This is a genomic window from Actinoplanes italicus (genome assembly GCF_003001815.1).
Taxonomy (GTDB): domain Bacteria; phylum Actinomycetota; class Actinomycetes; order Mycobacteriales; family Micromonosporaceae; genus Actinoplanes; species Actinoplanes italicus.
In genome coordinates this window covers 94,271-109,786 of sequence record NZ_PVMZ01000027.1, presented here as the reverse complement: position 1 = coordinate 109,786, position 15,516 = coordinate 94,271, and the positions used below count along the sequence as shown (strand labels likewise).

Sequence of the window (15,516 nt, the reverse complement as noted above, 5' to 3'; positions counted from 1 at the left end):
GTCGCTGATGGCCGGTCGACAACGGTTGCGATGTGCCACACATCGTCCCGCCCGTGGCTCCTGTGCCCGGTTCTGGGGCTTCACCGGCGGTCACCGGTCATGACCGCCGGGCCCGGGGTCCGTACGGTGGTGCGGTGGCGCAACGACTCACCGCTGTCGAGTTCGTCGCCCGGGCCCGGGAGAGGCACGGCGACCGGTACGACTACTCGCAGACCCTCTATGTGAACAGCCAGGTCAAGGTGACGATCATCTGCCCTGAACACGGCGGCTTCCAGCAGACACCGGCTAAACACCTGTTCGGCCAGGGCTGCGCCTCCTGCGGTGGCCGGGTGAGGCTGACCAGCGACCTCTTCATCGACAGGTCCCGCCGGGTCCACGGCGACCGGTACGACTACTCAAGGGTCGAATACGTCAACAACCGGACCGGCGTCACGATCGTCTGCGGCGATCACGGGCCGTTCCTCCAGGTGCCCGACGGCCACATGTCCGGGGCAGGGTGTCCGCGATGCGCTGACCGGGAACGAGGTCTCGCTCGCAGGGGAAGTACGGACGAGTTCCTCGCCGCGGCGGCCGAGGCGCACGGTGACCGCTACTCGTACGCCGAAGTCCGGTACGTCGACAGTCAGACCGATGTGACGATCGTCTGCGGGGACCACGGGCCGTTCGAGCAGCTTCCCGGTAGCCACCTCAGAGGCTCCGGCTGCCCGGCGTGCGCCAACGTGGCGCGCTCCCGGAGCCACACCAGCTCGACCGGGGAGTTCGTGCGCAAGGCCAGGACGGTTCACGGCGACACCTACGACTACTCGATGGTCGAGTATGTGCGGGCGCAGCGTGAGGTGGTGATCGTCTGTCCCGCCCACGGCGGGTTCCGCAGACGCCGAACGGTCATCTGAACGGTCAGGGCTGTCCTGATTGCGCGCGGGAGAGCAACGCCCGCGGGCGCGCCGACACCGTCGAGGCGTTCATGACGAAGGCGCTACGCGTGCACGGCGAACGGTACGACTACTCGCGGGTCGAGTACCACCGCAGCCAGAACAAGGTGACGATCGTCTGCACCGAGCACGGGCCGTTCGAGCAGGTCCCGTCCAGCCACCTGGCCGGGTGCGGCTGCCCGGTCTGCGGTAACCGCGCCATCGGCGAATCCAAAGCGGGCACGACGGCGTCGTTCGTGGGCAAGGCCCGCGACGTGCACGGTGACACGTACGACTACTCACGGGTCGACTACACGCGCAGCCATGTCGCGGTCACGATCGTCTGCACCGAGCACGGCCCGTTCCGCCAGGCTCCCAACGCGCATCTGGGCGGTCAGGGTTGTCCCGAGTGCGGATTCCGCCGCATCTCCGTCGCGCGGGCAGGGAACCTCGAGGCCTTCCTCGAACGAGCCTTCGTCGTTCACGGCAGCAGGTTCGACTACGGCGGCACGGTGTTCGCCGGGTCGCATGTCAAGGTGACGATCCTCTGCCGGGAACACGGTGAGTTCCAGCAGACGCCGGCCAGCCACCTCAACGGATCCGGTTGCCCGTCGTGTGGGGTGCAGGCACGACGGATCGCGATCGCCGGCACCACGGATCTGTTCGTCACCCGGTCTCGTGTCGTGCACGGAGACACCTACGACTATTCGAGCGTCGACTACCGCAACGCGATGACGCGGGTCGCCATCGGCTGCCCCCGGCACGGCCGGTTCCTTCAGGTTCCACCCGTGCATCTCGCCGGCAGCGGATGCCCACGTTGCTCGACCTCGAAAGGCGAGAGCGCGGTCGCCCGTCATCTGAGCGCGCTCGGCCTGCGCTACGAGCATCAGTGGCGGGACCACGACTGCCGGGACATCCGGCCTCTGGCGTTCGACTTCGCGCTCGTCGAGCAACGCCTGCTCATCGAGTTCGACGGCATTCAGCACAGCCGCCCGGTCAGGTGGGGATCGATGTCGCAGGAGGTGGCCGACGCGCTGTTCGACGGGGTACGGCGTCGCGACCGGATCAAGGACGAATGGGCGGCGAGGAACGGCTGGACGCTGCTCCGCCTGACCGATGCCACCACCATCGAGGAGAGGCTGCTCGCCGTGGTGACGGGCCAGAGCGACTGAGCCGGGGGCACGAGGCGAGCTCGCCAACCGGCGAACGACGTCCGCTCACATGGCCGTGCTGCCGACCAGCGCGCCGACGCCGAAGGTCACCGCCATGGCCAGCGCGCCTCCGCACACCAGGCGCAGCACCGCCCGCAGCGGGCGGGCCCCGCCGAGGCGGGCGCTGAGATATCCGGTCCCGGCCAGCGCGGCGACCACCACGGCGAACGTCACGGGCACCCGCAGGCCCGTTGGCGGCATCAGGATCGCCACCAGTGGGAGCAGCGCACCCGTGGTGAACGCGATCGCCGACGCGATCGCGGCCTGCCAGGGGCTGGTCAGCTCGTCCGGCGTCAGGTGCAGCTCGGCGTCGGCGTGTGCGGCGAAGGCGTCGCGGGCGGTCAGCTCGATCGCCACCTGCCGGGCGGTGCCGGGACTCAGGCCCTTCTGCTCGTACAGCGCGATGAGTTCCTCGAGCTCCTGTTCGGGGAACTCGGCCAGCTCGCGGCGCTCCTTGTCCAGCAGTGCCTTCTCGGTGTCGCGCTGGCTGCTCACCGACACGTACTCGCCGAGCGCCATCGACACCGCACCGGCGACCAGGCCCGCGATGCCGGCGGTCAGGATCGGGCCGGCCGCGGTGGTGGCGCCGGCGACGCCGACGACCAGGCCGGCGGTCGACACGATGCCGTCGTTCGCGCCCAGTACCCCGGCGCGCAACCAGTTCAGGCGTCCGGCGACGGATTCGTCGTGCGGCTCGTCCGGGTGCGTGGCCATGCTGCCTCCTCGCGCTTCCACAAGACCGTAAACCCCGCCTTCAGGTGGCCGATCACCCGTGGCGAGTCGCTCGCCCCGGGGGCTGGAAACGCGCAACCGTGCGGCACCGGCACGGGCACTGGTCCCGCACCCCACGACCTGGAATCTCTTTCCCATGCCCGGCGGACATGCGCCGGACAAACCGGGGGAGAGTTTTTTGCGACGTGCCAAGCTGCCGATGTTCCTGACAGCTCTGACCGCCGTAATCGCGGGTATCACCAACGTTGTGGCGCCGACCGCGGCCGCCGCAGCAGCAGGATCCTGCACCACCGATGCCAAGCTCGTGCCGTCCTGTGGCGTGATGTGGGGTGGCGCCGCTGGTGGCTTCACCAGCAAGCCGCGCGACGTGGAGCACAAGAACTGGGAGAAGCTGAGCGGCCGGACCGCGACGATCTTCCACACGTACCACAAGGGTGACGAGCCGTTCCCGACCAAGGCCGAGATCGCCATGACCAAGGACCCGGCCAAGCCCCGGGTGCTGCTGCTCAACTGGAAGATCGCGTACGGCTCGAACTGGGCCAAGGTCGCCAAGGGTGAGCAGAACAGGCGCATCGACGCCTTCGCTCAGCGCATCAAGGCGTACGACAAGAAGGTCTTCCTGGTTCTCAACCACGAGCCGGAGAACGATGTCGTGGCCAAGCGCGGCTCCGGCTGGGAGGCGAAGGACTTCGCCGCCATGTACCGGCACACGATCAAGCGGCTGCGGGCCCAGGGCGCCGGCAACGTCGTGAACGTCATGGCCTACATGGGCAACGAGAAGTGGATGGCGCAGTCCTGGTGGAAGGACCTCTACCCGGGCGACGACGTCGTGGACTGGATCGGCCTGGACTCGTACGTCTCGGTCGAGAAGGGTTACTACCACTACGGCACCTTCGGTGACCTGCTGGACCGTAAGCCCAAGGGCGGCGGCCTCGGCTTCTACGAGTGGGCGACCACCAAGCACGCCGGCAAGCCGATCATGATCGCCGAGTGGGGCGGTTACCACCGCATCGGCCGGACCACCGACAAGTCCGCGGTGTACAACAGCGTCATCCCGCAGCTGACCAAGCGGCCCGCGATCAAGGCGATCGTGCACTTCGACACGAAGAACGACGACGAGGGCAACCGGGACATCAGCATCGACAGCACCAAGGCCGGCCTGGCCGCGTTCCGCAAGCTGGCCGCCAACCCGATCTTCAACGTGAAGCTCGGCTGACCCACCGGCACCGTACGTGAGCCGCCATCCCATCGGGGTGGCGGCTCACTCGTCGTCGCCGGTGAGTCACTCGGCCGGGAGTGCCCGCGTCGCCTGCACCGCACGGCGCAACCGGCCGTCCGCGGCCATCTCTCCGAACATGTAGATCTCCGTGGCGATCGTCCGCCCGTTGCGCATCTGCGCGACGAGCCGGGTACGGGCGGCGACCTGGTCACCGTCGACCAGTGCCTGATCCACCTCGACGCGGACGGCGGCAACCCGCTTGCGGGTCGGGGTGATGTGGTCGAGCAGCCGCTGCCGGTCCAGCAGCACGCCATCGTTGATCAGCTCGAAGTCCGGCGTGTGGTAACGGTCCAGAACGGCGGCCGGCTCCTCGTCGGTGAGCCCGGCCTCCTGCGGATAGCGCACCAGAATGTCCATCAGGCGATCTATCTTTGACATGCTGTCAAGGATAACGGCCGCCATGTAAATTGGACAACGTGTCAGAGGTAAGGCGGCGGCGCCGATCGGACGCCGAACGAAGCGCCGCCGCGGTGCTGGAGGCCGCGGTGCGGGTGCTCGGCCGCCATCCGGAGGCGACGGTGGAGGAGGTCGCCGCAGCGGCGGGCGTCACCCGGCAGACCGTGTACGCGCACTACCCGTCTCGTCCGCTGCTGGTCGCCGCCGTCATCGACCGCATCACCGCCGAAGCCGTCGCCGCCCTGGACGCCGCCGTCGCCGGAAGCGACACCGTCACCGACGCGCTGCTCTCGTGGCTGGACGTCACGTGGCAACTGTCCGACCGCTACCCGCTGACGCGGCACCCATCGGCCGCCGTCGCGGGCCCGGCCGACTCCGAACGGCAGCACGAGCCGGTCGTCGCACGCCTGGAGCCGCTGATCCGGCGCGGCCAGGACGCCGGCGAGATCGACGACACCGTCAGCGCGGCGTGGCTGGTGTCGGCAACCGTCGCCCTCGGCCACGCGGCCGCCGCGGAGGTCACGGCCGGCCGCATGACCGGCGACGCCGCGGCCGCCGTACTGCGGCACAGCATCCTGCGCCTGCTCGGCCGCCCTTGAGGGGAGCCGGGACCCGTACGTCCTAGACGCGCCCGGCCGCCGCCCACGCCGCGGCGGTGACATCGAACGGCCCCCGTACGCCGAAGGCCGCCGCGCACCGGTCGCGCAACGCCTCCCGGCGGGCCGGGTCGAGGCCGCGAACGTAGTCACCGGCCGGACCGACGCCGAACGTGTACGGCTCCCACCATTCCTCGAAGCCGGCGAACCGGGTGGTGACCGTCAGCACGGTGGAGGTCACGTCGCGCAGCCCGGCGGCGGTCAACAGCTCGTTGAGCTCGCCCTGACGGGTGCCGGCCAGCCGTGACTCGTCGCGGGCATCCGGGTCGAGGTCGCGGACGGCCCGCCAGAACGGCGACAGCGGACCGTGGCCGCCGGCGTGGTCCCATACGCAGGCGGCCACCGTACCGCCGGGTCGGGTGACCCTGGCCATCTCGCGGAGTCCCGCCACCGGGTCGGTCATGAAGTGCACCACGAGCTGCGCCAGCGCGCAGTCGAAGGCGTCGTCGCCGAACGGCAGGTCCTCCGCCGAGCCGAGCCGGATGTCGACGCCGGGGAACCGTGCCCGGCTCGCCGCGACGAACGCCTCCGAGGGATCGATCCCCGTGACAGTCCCGCCCCGCCGGATCAGTTCCGCCGTCAGCGCTCCCGGTCCACAGCCGACATCGAGCGCCCGTCGTGCCGGGCCGATGCCGGCGAGATCGGCGAACGTCGCGGCCAGCGGTTCGGAGAAGCGGCCCATGAACTTCCCGTACGCCTCAGCGGCGACCTCGAAACCCATGGTGGCGAGCGTAGCCTCGGTCAGATCGTGGCGGCGTCCTTGCCGCAGACGCACGGCGCCTGCCCGGGCTCATGACCGTCGGCAAGAGCCGCGCGGAGGCATCGCAGGAGTTCGGCCGACCGGAACGGTTTCGGCAGCAGGGCGGTTGCCTGCACCTGCTGTGGTCGCTGGTCACCCGGCATGAGGCTGCCGCTCACCAGGATCACCGGCAGGCACGATCGCTCCCGGTCGGCTCGGATGCTGCGGCACAGCTCCAGGCCTGACATCTGTGGCATGTCGATGTCCGTCACGACGGCGTCGACGCCGGGCCGCGCCAGAATCTCCCGCAGCGCCGTCTCGCCGTTGTCGGCGGCGATCACGGTGTGGCCGTCGCGCCGGAGCAGGCGCGACAGCACCTCCCGGATGTCGGTGTCGTCGTCAGCCACTACGAGCAATGCCATGACCATCTCCCTGCAACGGGCCTCAGCCTCGCCGGCAACCGGAACGTCGCATGCTGGATCGGCCACGTCGCCCCACCGCTTAGCGCCAGGACGCCACTGGTGTTCAAGGCAACGAACCGCCTGTCACCCGGTACCTCGCGGGTGGGACTTTTCGCTGCGCCCGTCAGCTCGTGGGCCGATCCGTCCGGTAGACGTAATGGCGCCGGTCGTCGATCGGGTTGTCCGGGGCGATCTCGCCGTGGGCGACGCGGGTCAGGCCCGCCTTCTCCAGCGCCCGCCACGACCGGGGGTTGTCGGCGTGCACCGCCACGATCACACACTCGGCGTCCTTGTGGTCGGCCCAGATCTGTTCGAGCGCCGAGCGGATCATCCGGGTGCCGATGCCGCGGCCGATGTCTGCCGCGTCGCCGATCAGATAGTCGATCGTCATCGCGCGGGGCGGCACCGCGGTGAGCGGCGCCAAGTCGTCGAGGTACTCGGGATAGTCGTGCAGGAACGAGCGTTGCAGCAGTCCGACCGGTATGCCGCCGAGAAACGCGAGAAGGTCCTCGTTCGGTTCCTCGCGGCGGGCGGAGGGCCCGAAGTCGCGTTCCACGGCGGCCGCGGACGTCTCGTGGTTCCACCAGCGGGCCACGTGTGGCTGCGCCAGCCAGCGCGCGAGCAGCGGGAAGTCGTCGGGGGTGACGTGTCGCCAGGCCATCATGCGGCTGACGGTAACATGCCCCTCATACCGTCAGCATAGAATAAGCGGGTGGATGACGTAGAGCTGCCGATCCTGGGCACCGAACCGCTGGTCGTGGAGTTCGCCAACACGCTGTACGGCGGCGAGGACCTCCTCGGCACGACCGAACTGGCCACACTGTGGTTCACCACGGCCGGCACGCACCCGGCGCGGGACACGGCGGCGGCCAGGACCTTGCGCGACAGCGTCCACAACCTGTTCACGGCGACTGTCGCCGGCACAGAGCCACCCGCGGCCGCGATCATGCACGTCAACGAGGTTGCCGCAGAGGCGCCGACGTCCCCGCAGATGATCTGGCGGTCCACCGGGGCGCTCGCCGCGGACAGCCGCAGAGGCACCGCAACCGGTGACGCCGCGCTCCTCGGGGGCCTGGCCTCCGCCTGCATCGAACTGCTCACCGAGGGCCAGGCGCGATTGCTCCGCCGCTGCGAGGCCCCCGACTGCTGCCTGTTCTTCGTGCAGCACCATCCGCGCCGACGGTACTGTCACGAGTCCTGCGCCCACCGCGACCGCCAGGCCAGGTACTACCGCCGACGTGTCACGGCCGCGGCATCGGCTACCCGGCCGGCGCGCGGATGATGTCGTTCAGGCCGGTCAGAGTCTTGATCCGATAGGTGGCCGGTGAGAAGTCCTGGGCCAGGTGCCCGACCCGTCGGTCATGTCCCGCAGGTGCCGCTCCCTGTCCAGGGTGAAGCCGATGTCCGCCAGGGCGCGCTCGCCGGCCTTGAAGTACCAGAACTCGGTGTCCACCAGAACGCCGCCATGATCGAAGAGGATGTACCTCTTCACTCCCGGGATCCTTCCCCGTGGCGACGGCGGCCGGGTTGTAGTCTTCCAGCATGCCCGCGCGTCCACATCGCCCCGGCCACCGGCCGTCCGCGATCGTGGCCGCGGTCATGGCGGTGTTCCTGCTCGCGGTGAGCCTGCTGTCGCCGCCCGGCAACTTCGGCGCTGACGTCGAGAGCCCGGTCGTCGCCGTCATGCAGGCTTCGTGCGGGCATGGCCATCCGGTTGATCCGGCACCCTCGCACGAGCAGCGCCAAGGTGACACCTGGACCACGGCCGCGCAGCCGCGGCTGCGTCCGCCCGTCGAGATGACCGGTTTCATCCTGCCCGTCGTGCTGACCGCACCGGGTCTCGTCGCCGTGCCGCTCCCGGCCGCCGACTGTGTCACCGCCACCGATGCGGTGCCTGCCCGGCCGGGCGTTCTGCGCATATAGCAAACCTCTGATCCGGCACCGCACGCCGCACCGCGTCTGTTCGCGGGCGGCCTGAACCTGTCGCCGGAATCTGCCTGGGCGGAAGTCCGCACCGGAACATCAACGCATCTCGATCACCTTGTGATCCCCTCAAGGACTTTGTCATCCCCTCAAGGAAGGAAGGACCAGCCATGTCGTCGAGCAGGACCGGAACGAAACCGTCGCGGAGGGCGGGCAAGGCCGCCCGGCAGCTGACCAGGAGACCGGGCATGAGCACCAACCTGAAGGTCACCCTGAGCGTGCTCGGCGCCGCCCTCGCCGTGCTGCTGCTGATCGTGGCCGTCGACCTCACCGAACCGAAACCGCCGGCAGGTGCCGCCGAGGTCGTGCGCGAGGACAGCCACCGGCTCTCCACCGCGGCCGACGGCAAGGTAACCGTCGTCGAGTTCCTCGACTTCGAGTGCGAGGCCTGCGGCGCGGCGTACCCCGGCGTGGAGAAGCTGCGGGCCGAGTACGGCGACCGGATCACCTACGTGGTGCGATACTTCCCGATCGCGAGCCACCCCAACGCCTACAACTCCGCGCATGCCGCCGAGGCCGCCGCGCGGCAGGGCAAATTCGAGCAGATGTACGTCAAACTCTTCGACAACCAGGCGGCGTGGGGCCACACCGAGGAGTCCCGGGCGCCGGTCTTCGAGGGATACGCCGCCGAGCTCGGGCTGGACATGGCGAAGTTCAAGGTCGACGTGGCCAGCGCGGAGGTCGCCGAGCGGGTCAGGTCGGACGCCGCCGACGGTGCCGCGCTCGGGGTGCAGGGCACGCCGACGTTCTTCGTCAACGGCGAGCGGTTCACCGACGCGCCCACCTACGAGGCGCTCAAGGCGGCCGTCGACAAGGGGCTCGGCGAATGAGGCCGGTCCTCTCCGACCGGCTGATCGGCTGGATCCTCACCGTCGGTGGGCTGATCGGGGCGCTGGCCGCTTTCGTGCTGACGGTCGAGAAGATCGCGCTGCTCAAGGATCCGTCCTACACGCCGTCGTGCTCGATCAACCCGATCCTGTCCTGCGGTTCGGTCATGACGACCGCGCAGGCGGAGGTGTTCGGCTTTCCGAATCCGCTGATCGGTGTGGCCGCGTTCCCGGTGGTCGCGGCGACCGGTGTCGCCGTCCTGGCCGGGGCTCGGCTGCCGCGCTGGTGGTGGCTGTCACTGCAGGCCGGGGCGCTGTTCGGGGTCGTCTTCGTGCACTGGCTGTTCGTGCAGAGCCTTTACCGGATCGGTGCGCTCTGCCCGTACTGCATGGTGGTGTGGGTAGTCATGATCTTGATTTTCTCGTATCTGACGCTGCACAACGCCGAACGTGGACACCTGCCGGCGCCGCGCCGTCTCACCGGCTTGCTGCTGGCGGTGCACAGCACCGTACCGCTGGTCTGGTTGCTGATTCTGATCAGTCTCATCGGCGTCCAGTTCCGGGACTACTGGAGCACCCTGATCTGAGTCGCGGGAACTTTCCCGGCTCGTGGAACGACGATCTGGAGTGATATCTGTGAGCGGGACACTGCCGCGGCGCTTGGCGACGGTCGCGGTCCTCGCGGCCGTCGCCGTCGGTCTGCTGATAATTCTCCTGTGGTACGGCGGAGGCGCGACCAGCGAAGTCATCCCGGGACTGCCCGATCCGGGATGGACGACCTGGTTGCTGCCGACCGCCGAGCTGATCGGTGAGCTGTCCGCGATCGGCACCGTCGGACTGCTGCTGGCCGCCGTGGCGTTGTCGCCCCGGCACGGCCGGCAGCTGTCCGCCGACGCCTACCGTCGCATCCGCGCGGCCCGCCGGACGGCGCTGCTGTGGGCGGCGGCCACCGTGGCACAGATCTGCCTGACCGTTTCGGATCTGCTCGGCAGGCCGGTCGCGGAGATCGTGACACCGACGACCGTCGGCAACTTCGTCACTTCGCTGACCCTCGGTCAGGCGCTGCTGCTCACCACGGTGCTGGCAGGCGTCACCGCGGTGATCTGCCTGCGGACGCTGACGTACGGCGGAAGCGTCCTCGCCCTGATCGCGGCGGTCCTCGCGGTCGTGCCGCCGATCTTCACCGGCCACGCGGCCGCCGGCGGCAATCACCAGGTCGCCGTCTCGGGCCTGCTGATCCACGTCCTCGCGGTCGTGCTGTGGGCCGGCGGGCTCGGCGCGCTGCTGCTCAGCGGCCGGACGCCGGCGGTCGCGGTGCGCCGGTTCTCGCCGCTGGCCACCTGGTGTGCCGTCGCCGTGATCGGGTCCGGCCTGATCTCCGCCTGGATCCGCGTGCCCGGCCCCGGCGCTCTCGTGACCAGCGGCTACGGGCAGTTGATGCTGTTCAAGGCGGTCGTCCTGGCCGGGCTCGTGTTGCTCGGCCTGCTGCAGCGGCGGCTCGCCATGCCGGCCCTCGAGCGCGGTGACCGCCGCCGTTTCGCGCTGGTGGCCACGGGAGAGATCCTGCTGTTCGCCGTGGCGATGGGCGCCGCCGTGGCGCTGTCCCGGACCCCGCCGGCGATCATCGAGCAGGAGGAGACCCCGGCGCAGGCGCTGCTCGGCTTCCCGATGCCCGGGCCGGTCAGCGCCGGGGCGTTTTTCGGCGACTGGCTGCCCGAGCCGCTGTACCTGAGCGTCGCCATGGTCGCTGCCGGGCTCTACCTGGCCGGTGCCGTCCGGCTGCACCGTCGTGGGGACGCGTGGCCCGTACACCGCATCCTGCTCTTTCTCGCCGGATGCGCCGTGCTGGCGGTGGCCACCAGCAGTGGGCTGGCCCGATATGCGCCGGTGCTGTTCAGCGTCCACATGTTCCAGCATCTGCTGCTCAACATGGTCGTGCCGATCCTGCTGGTGCTGGCCGCACCCGTCACCCTCGCCCTGCGCGCGCTGCGCCCGGCCGCCGACCCGGCCTGGCCCGGCCCCCGCGAATGGCTGCTCGCGGCCCTGCACTCGCGGCCCGCGCGGATCGTCGCGCATCCGCTGGTCGTGTTCGTGCTCTACGTCGGCAGCATGTACGCGATGTACTTCACCGGCCTGTACGAGCTGGCGCTGCGCTCGCACGCCGCCCACCTGGCGATGGTCGGCCATTTCCTCGCCACCGGGTTCCTGTTCTTCTCCTGCGTCATCGGCGTCGACCCCGGCCCGCGCCGCCCGATCCACCCGCTGCGCGTCGTGATGGTGTTCGCGGCCATGGCGCTGCACGCCTTCCTCGGCATCGCGCTGATGTCGACGACCCGGCTGCTGGCCGCCGACTGGTACGACTCGCTGGCCCGCCCCTGGGGTGTGTCACCGCTCGCCGACCAGCACACCGGCGGCGGCATCGCCTGGTCGTTCGGGGAACTGCCGATGGCCGTCGTGCTCGGTGCGCTGCTGGTGCAGTGGATGCGCGCCGACGACCGTGAGGCCCGCCGCCGTGACCGGGCAGCCGACCGTGCCGAGGCGGCCGGTGGTGAGGATCCCGAGCTGGCCGCCTACAACGCCATGCTCGCGGAACTCGCCCGGCGCTCAGGCGTCGTCGACGTGCCCCGTGGCGGGGTCGACGGCGGCCAGGAAGGCGCGGATGCTCGCCCGGTGCCCGTCGACGGTCAGGCCGGTGGTGGCGGCACTGCTGGTGAACCCGTAGCCGGGGTCGGGTCCGTCGAGCCACGTGTAGTCGGTACCGCCGGAGGCGTTCGCGCGGACGGCGAATAGGTGCCCGTCGACGTCGAGCGTCCGGCGGATGCCCTGCTCGAAGGCCCATTCGCGCAGCTCGGACTCGGCCTCCTCGCGGGGGAGTGGGCCGCGTTCGAGGCGCAGTTGCCGTAACCGGCGGGTCGCCGCGCCGACCGACGGCCCGGGCGGGATGTCCAGCAGTGCCATGATCGCCCGGCCGTCGAGGTCGGCGGGAGTTCGTGCCAGCTCGCGTTCCCGGGCCTGTGCCTCGAGGTGTTCCGGTGTCAGACCGGCACGGGCGTAGGCCAGCCAATCGGCCACGTCCCGCTCGATGCCGAGGCCGACCTGGTCGAAAAGGTCCCTGGGCCCGCCGCTGGGCCGCACCCCGAGTTGTGCGAGAGCGGCGTTGATCGGCCACTGCTCCCGCGGACCGTCGAACCTGTCGTCGACGACGGGGCCCCAGGCCAATGCTCCGTCGCGCCACACCGTCGCCGTCTGGTGCCCGTCGCCGCCGAAGAAGTCGGCCTCCACGAAGGCGAGCACGCCGGCCGTGGACCATTCGGCCAGCCGCTCTTCGACGAGCGCGCGGTCCGGTTCGTTCACCGGCACCATGGCCAGGCCGCATCGCAGGACGGCGAGCACTCCGTGGCTCAGTTCGGTCACGCGTTCCCGGAGCAGGCCGGCTTCGGCGATGACAGCGGTCAGCCGATACACGCGCAGCAGTTTAATCCCGGTGCGGTCCCGGCATGGCGCGAGAGTTCAGTCAAGATCATGGGCCGATTGCCTGCTGACACGGCAGCGGCGAGCGCACATGCAGCGGCCAGCGGTGCTTGCGGCCGTCGCACTCGCAGCGACCGGCTCACACACAGCGGCACCGTTTGCTCCGATCGTCGCCAGGACGACCATGCGCGTCCACGGATCCGCAGCGTGTGCTCCCGCCGTCGCCGCCCACGACTGAACAGTCGCCGCCACGACGTCACACGCACATGGAAAGCGCCCGCGTGCGCCCAACGGCGCGGAAGGCCCGACGGCGCAGGAAAGCCCGACGACACCCGGTAAGCCGGCAGCGTCGGCAGCGCACCCGGCGATCGCACGACCGGCCATCACAGCCTCCGGGTCCAGCATGATCACGAACGACGGCGCCGGCGGAACCTAGCCGTGAGTGGCGTGCTCGTGCCCCGCGTGGCCGGCCGGCTCCAGCTGGAACGTGGAGTGCTCGACGTCGAAGTGCCCGGCCAGGCACGCCTGGAGGGCGTCGAGCAGCTGCGGCGCGTGCCCGTCGTGGAAGCAGGAGTCGTCGACCACGACGTGCGCGGTCAGCACCGGCAGGCCCGAGGTGACGGTGTAGACGTGTAGGTCGTGGACCCCGGACACGTGGTCGAGGCCGGTGATGTGCCGCCGCACGTTCTCGAGGTCGACGTCCTCGGGGGCGGCTTCGAGCAGGACGTTGACCGCCTCACGCAGCAGCCGGACCGCGCGCGGGGCGATGACCAGGCCGATCAGGATCGACACGATCGCGTCGGCGCGGGTGTAACCGGTCAGCGCGATCACCGCGGCGGCGGCCAGGACGCCCACCGACGTGACGGCGTCGGTGGCGACCTCCAGGAACGCGCCGCGCATGTTGAGGCTGGCCTCGCGGGCCCGGTAGAGCAGCGCCACACCGATCAGGTTGCCGACCAGGCCGATCACACCGAACACGGCCATCCCGCCGGCGTCGACGTGGGCGGGTTCGAACAGCCGCCGGATGCCCTCGACGAAGACGTAGACGCCCATGCCGGACAGGATCAGGCCGTTGACGGCGGCGGCCAGGATCTCCGCGCGGGCCCAGCCGAAGGTGTGCCGGCCGGACGCGGGCCGGGCGGCCAGCAGGGTGGCGCCCAGGGCGAGCGCGACGCCGCCCGCGTCGGCGAGAACGTGCCCGGCGTCGGCGAGCAGGGCGAGGCTGCCGGTGATCAGGGCGCCGGCCACCTCGATCAGGAAGATGGCCACCGAGATCGCCAGGGTGCCGATGAGCACGCCGCGGTGCCGCCCGGTCGCCGTGGCGGGGCCGTGGTCGTGGCTGTGTCCGTGTCCCATCGGCTGTTCTCTCCCCGTCGGCCATCCCATGCATACATGCGCACAGTAGCATGTGTTGTGCACGCCGGGTCAGGCGCCGGAGTGAGTGATCCAGACCTGGGGGGCGGAGTCCGCGTTCAGCCAGCGGAGCATGTCGTCGGCGAGTCGGCGCAGCTCGTGCGGGTCGAACTCGTCGGCCGGCACGCCGAACACCTCGTGGACGATGGCCAGCACCCGCCACGGCAGGCCGGTTCCGGAACGGCGGACCAGCGCCAGCTCGCCGCCGTCGCCGAGTGCCCACACGGTTCCGGGGGCCTGGGCGATGACGACCTCACCGATGTACGCGGTGACGAGCTCGACCGTAACCCGGTACCACGGATCGCGGGGAGCGGCGGCCGCGTTGGTGCCACCGGCGAGGACGCCGTAGGACGACATCGGGAGCGCCGGTCGCGTGTCGGCGAACGCGGCCCGGAGCTGCTCGCGCGCATCGCGCAGCCACGCCCAGAGTTCGTCGAGCGATCCCCGCGTCCCGTCCAGGCGCAGGCCGCTGAGCTGCCGCAACCGGTCGGTCAGCGGCAGCGTGCTGGTGTGCCACGCGGCCAGCGTCGCCGCCTCACCGACGCTCAGCCGCGGATCCGCTGCCGTGGTCAGCGGCGGCACCCCCAGGTCGGCGAGACTCCGCAGCAGGTACGGGCGATGGCGCGGCTGGGTCCGGTCGAACTCGATCTGATACACGTCGCGGGCCTCGTCGAGACGCCCCAGCGACACCAGGACACGGCCGCGCAACTGGATCTCCGGCAGCTTCCGGGTTCCCCACCGATCCAGCAGCGCGTCCACCGACGTCAGCGGTTCAAGAGCGGGCAGCACCCGGCCGGTGACGGCCTCGCGGAGCTGCCCGGCGTCGCCCAGGTCACCGACGTGACGCAGGACCTCGTGGTGATGACGATCGGGGAGCGCCAGCCGGACGTACGCCGTGATCGTGACGGAATGCTCGCCGGGTTCGCGGCCGAACCCGTGGTCGAGCGTGATGAGGTGGCTCAGCCCGTCGTCGACGACCCGGGTCAGCTGCCAGCCGTCGCGTTCGAAGCCGGTGAGCTCCCACACCGTCCGGGCCGCGCGGTCCATCGCGGCCATCCACGCCGGCCGCTGCTTCCTGGCCTTCTCCCACCGGCGGCGTACGAGCGCCGACAGCCGACCGGCCGGTACGCCCTCGGCCGTGATCAGCACGGCCTCGCGGTCGGCGTGCTCGACCGCGGTCACACCCCGCACCGTGCGCAGGAACTCGACGATCCCGGCGACCAGGTCCTCGCGTTCGCCGGCGACCTCCTCGACGAAGACCAGCTCGTGCGTGAACCCGTGCCCGTACCCGGTCGGCCCGAGCCGCCATTCGTCATCCACGGCGGTCAGTATGCCGACCGGTAGCTCACTCGGCGAGGACGTCGTGCGTCGAGAGCGACCTCGCCCTGGTCGACGAGATGCAGGACGAGGATCGCGGTGTAGACCTTGGTCAAAGAT

Annotated in this window: 17 protein-coding genes and 1 pseudogene; 9 read left to right on the top strand and 9 right to left on the bottom strand. The window is 70.4% G+C overall.

All coding sequences use genetic code 11. The features are described from left to right. Positions 1-134: 134 nt before the first annotated feature. Positions 135-893: a DUF723 domain-containing protein gene (locus tag CLV67_RS43535; protein WP_106329510.1), complete on the top strand. Its 759-nt coding sequence runs from the start codon at positions 135-137 to the stop codon at positions 891-893. Between the two features lie 71 nt (positions 894-964). Beyond that, a complete protein-coding gene (locus tag CLV67_RS43530; protein WP_106329508.1) occupies positions 965-2,083 on the top strand; it encodes a DUF723 domain-containing protein in 1,119 nt (372 codons plus the stop codon). A gap of 45 nt (positions 2,084-2,128) precedes the next feature. On the opposite strand, the gene CLV67_RS43525 is transcribed toward CLV67_RS43530, so the two are convergent. Further along, positions 2,129-2,836, bottom strand: a complete 708-nt coding sequence (locus CLV67_RS43525) for a VIT1/CCC1 transporter family protein (RefSeq protein WP_106329506.1) — start codon at positions 2,834-2,836, stop codon at positions 2,129-2,131. Between the two features lie 196 nt (positions 2,837-3,032). Between CLV67_RS43525 and CLV67_RS43520 the strand changes: the two genes are divergently transcribed. Next, positions 3,033-4,070, top strand: a complete 1,038-nt coding sequence (locus CLV67_RS43520; protein WP_239166831.1) for a glycoside hydrolase family 26 protein — start codon at positions 3,033-3,035, stop codon at positions 4,068-4,070. Positions 4,071-4,136: 66 nt separating this feature from the next. On the opposite strand, the gene CLV67_RS43515 is transcribed toward CLV67_RS43520, so the two are convergent. Then, positions 4,137-4,511 (bottom strand): nuclear transport factor 2 family protein, encoded by a 375-nt coding sequence (locus CLV67_RS43515; protein WP_106329504.1) that lies wholly within the window; start codon positions 4,509-4,511, stop codon positions 4,137-4,139. A 38-nt stretch (positions 4,512-4,549) separates the two neighbouring features. On the opposite strand from CLV67_RS43515, the gene CLV67_RS43510 reads away from it, so the two are divergent. Next, on the top strand, positions 4,550-5,128 hold the full coding sequence (locus CLV67_RS43510; protein WP_203737697.1) for a TetR/AcrR family transcriptional regulator: 579 nt from the start codon (positions 4,550-4,552) through the stop codon (positions 5,126-5,128). Positions 5,129-5,150: 22 nt separating this feature from the next. Here the strand turns inward: CLV67_RS43510 and CLV67_RS43505 are convergent, their stop codons facing one another. The 3 genes from CLV67_RS43505 to CLV67_RS43495 form a co-directional block, all read right to left on the bottom strand. Then, positions 5,151-5,906: a class I SAM-dependent methyltransferase gene (locus CLV67_RS43505; RefSeq protein WP_106329563.1), complete on the bottom strand. Its 756-nt coding sequence runs from the start codon at positions 5,904-5,906 to the stop codon at positions 5,151-5,153. Between the two features lie 20 nt (positions 5,907-5,926). Beyond that, positions 5,927-6,346, bottom strand: coding sequence for a response regulator (locus CLV67_RS43500; RefSeq protein ID WP_106329500.1), 420 nt, complete (start codon positions 6,344-6,346; stop codon positions 5,927-5,929). Between the two features lie 163 nt (positions 6,347-6,509). Then, the gene (locus CLV67_RS43495; RefSeq protein ID WP_106329498.1) at positions 6,510-7,049 is read right to left on the bottom strand and encodes a GNAT family N-acetyltransferase; all 540 of its coding nucleotides are present in this window, start codon (positions 7,047-7,049) and stop codon (positions 6,510-6,512) included. A gap of 48 nt (positions 7,050-7,097) precedes the next feature. Here CLV67_RS43495 and CLV67_RS43490 point away from each other — a divergent pair, with 48 nt between their 5' ends. After that, positions 7,098-7,667, top strand: a complete 570-nt coding sequence (locus CLV67_RS43490) for a CGNR zinc finger domain-containing protein (RefSeq protein WP_106329496.1) — start codon at positions 7,098-7,100, stop codon at positions 7,665-7,667. 15 nt (positions 7,668-7,682) lie between these two features. Here the strand turns inward: CLV67_RS43490 and CLV67_RS43485 are convergent, their stop codons facing one another. Beyond that, positions 7,683-7,877, bottom strand: a complete 195-nt coding sequence (locus CLV67_RS43485) for an HAD family hydrolase (RefSeq protein ID WP_203737695.1) — start codon at positions 7,875-7,877, stop codon at positions 7,683-7,685. A 50-nt stretch (positions 7,878-7,927) separates the two neighbouring features. Between CLV67_RS43485 and CLV67_RS43480 the strand changes: the two genes are divergently transcribed. From CLV67_RS43480 to CLV67_RS43465, 4 genes are all read left to right on the top strand, one after another. Beyond that, positions 7,928-8,308 (top strand): hypothetical protein, encoded by a 381-nt coding sequence (locus CLV67_RS43480; RefSeq protein ID WP_146169532.1) that lies wholly within the window; start codon positions 7,928-7,930, stop codon positions 8,306-8,308. 248 nt (positions 8,309-8,556) lie between these two features. After that, positions 8,557-9,198 (top strand): DsbA family protein, encoded by a 642-nt coding sequence (locus tag CLV67_RS43475; RefSeq protein WP_106329492.1) that lies wholly within the window; start codon positions 8,557-8,559, stop codon positions 9,196-9,198. Further along, positions 9,195-9,782, top strand: coding sequence for a vitamin K epoxide reductase family protein (locus CLV67_RS43470; RefSeq protein ID WP_106329490.1), 588 nt, complete (start codon positions 9,195-9,197; stop codon positions 9,780-9,782). Before CLV67_RS43475 ends, CLV67_RS43470 begins: the two co-directional genes overlap by 4 nt. 40 nt (positions 9,783-9,822) lie before the next feature. Beyond that, complete coding sequence (locus CLV67_RS43465) at positions 9,823-11,985, top strand: bifunctional copper resistance protein CopD/cytochrome c oxidase assembly protein (protein WP_373873209.1); 2,163 nt, start codon at positions 9,823-9,825, stop codon at positions 11,983-11,985. Positions 11,986-12,012: 27 nt separating this feature from the next. Here the strand turns inward: CLV67_RS43465 and CLV67_RS53975 are convergent. The 3 genes and pseudogenes from CLV67_RS53975 to CLV67_RS43450 form a co-directional block, all read right to left on the bottom strand. Next, positions 12,013-12,201 (bottom strand): annotated as a pseudogene (locus tag CLV67_RS53975) (CCA tRNA nucleotidyltransferase); the annotation flags it as partial. A gap of 897 nt (positions 12,202-13,098) precedes the next feature. Beyond that, positions 13,099-14,022: a cation diffusion facilitator family transporter gene (locus tag CLV67_RS43455; RefSeq protein ID WP_106329488.1), complete on the bottom strand. Its 924-nt coding sequence runs from the start codon at positions 14,020-14,022 to the stop codon at positions 13,099-13,101. A gap of 69 nt (positions 14,023-14,091) precedes the next feature. Continuing rightward, positions 14,092-15,399: a hypothetical protein gene (locus tag CLV67_RS43450; protein ID WP_106329486.1), complete on the bottom strand. Its 1,308-nt coding sequence runs from the start codon at positions 15,397-15,399 to the stop codon at positions 14,092-14,094. Positions 15,400-15,516 lie beyond the last annotated feature (117 nt).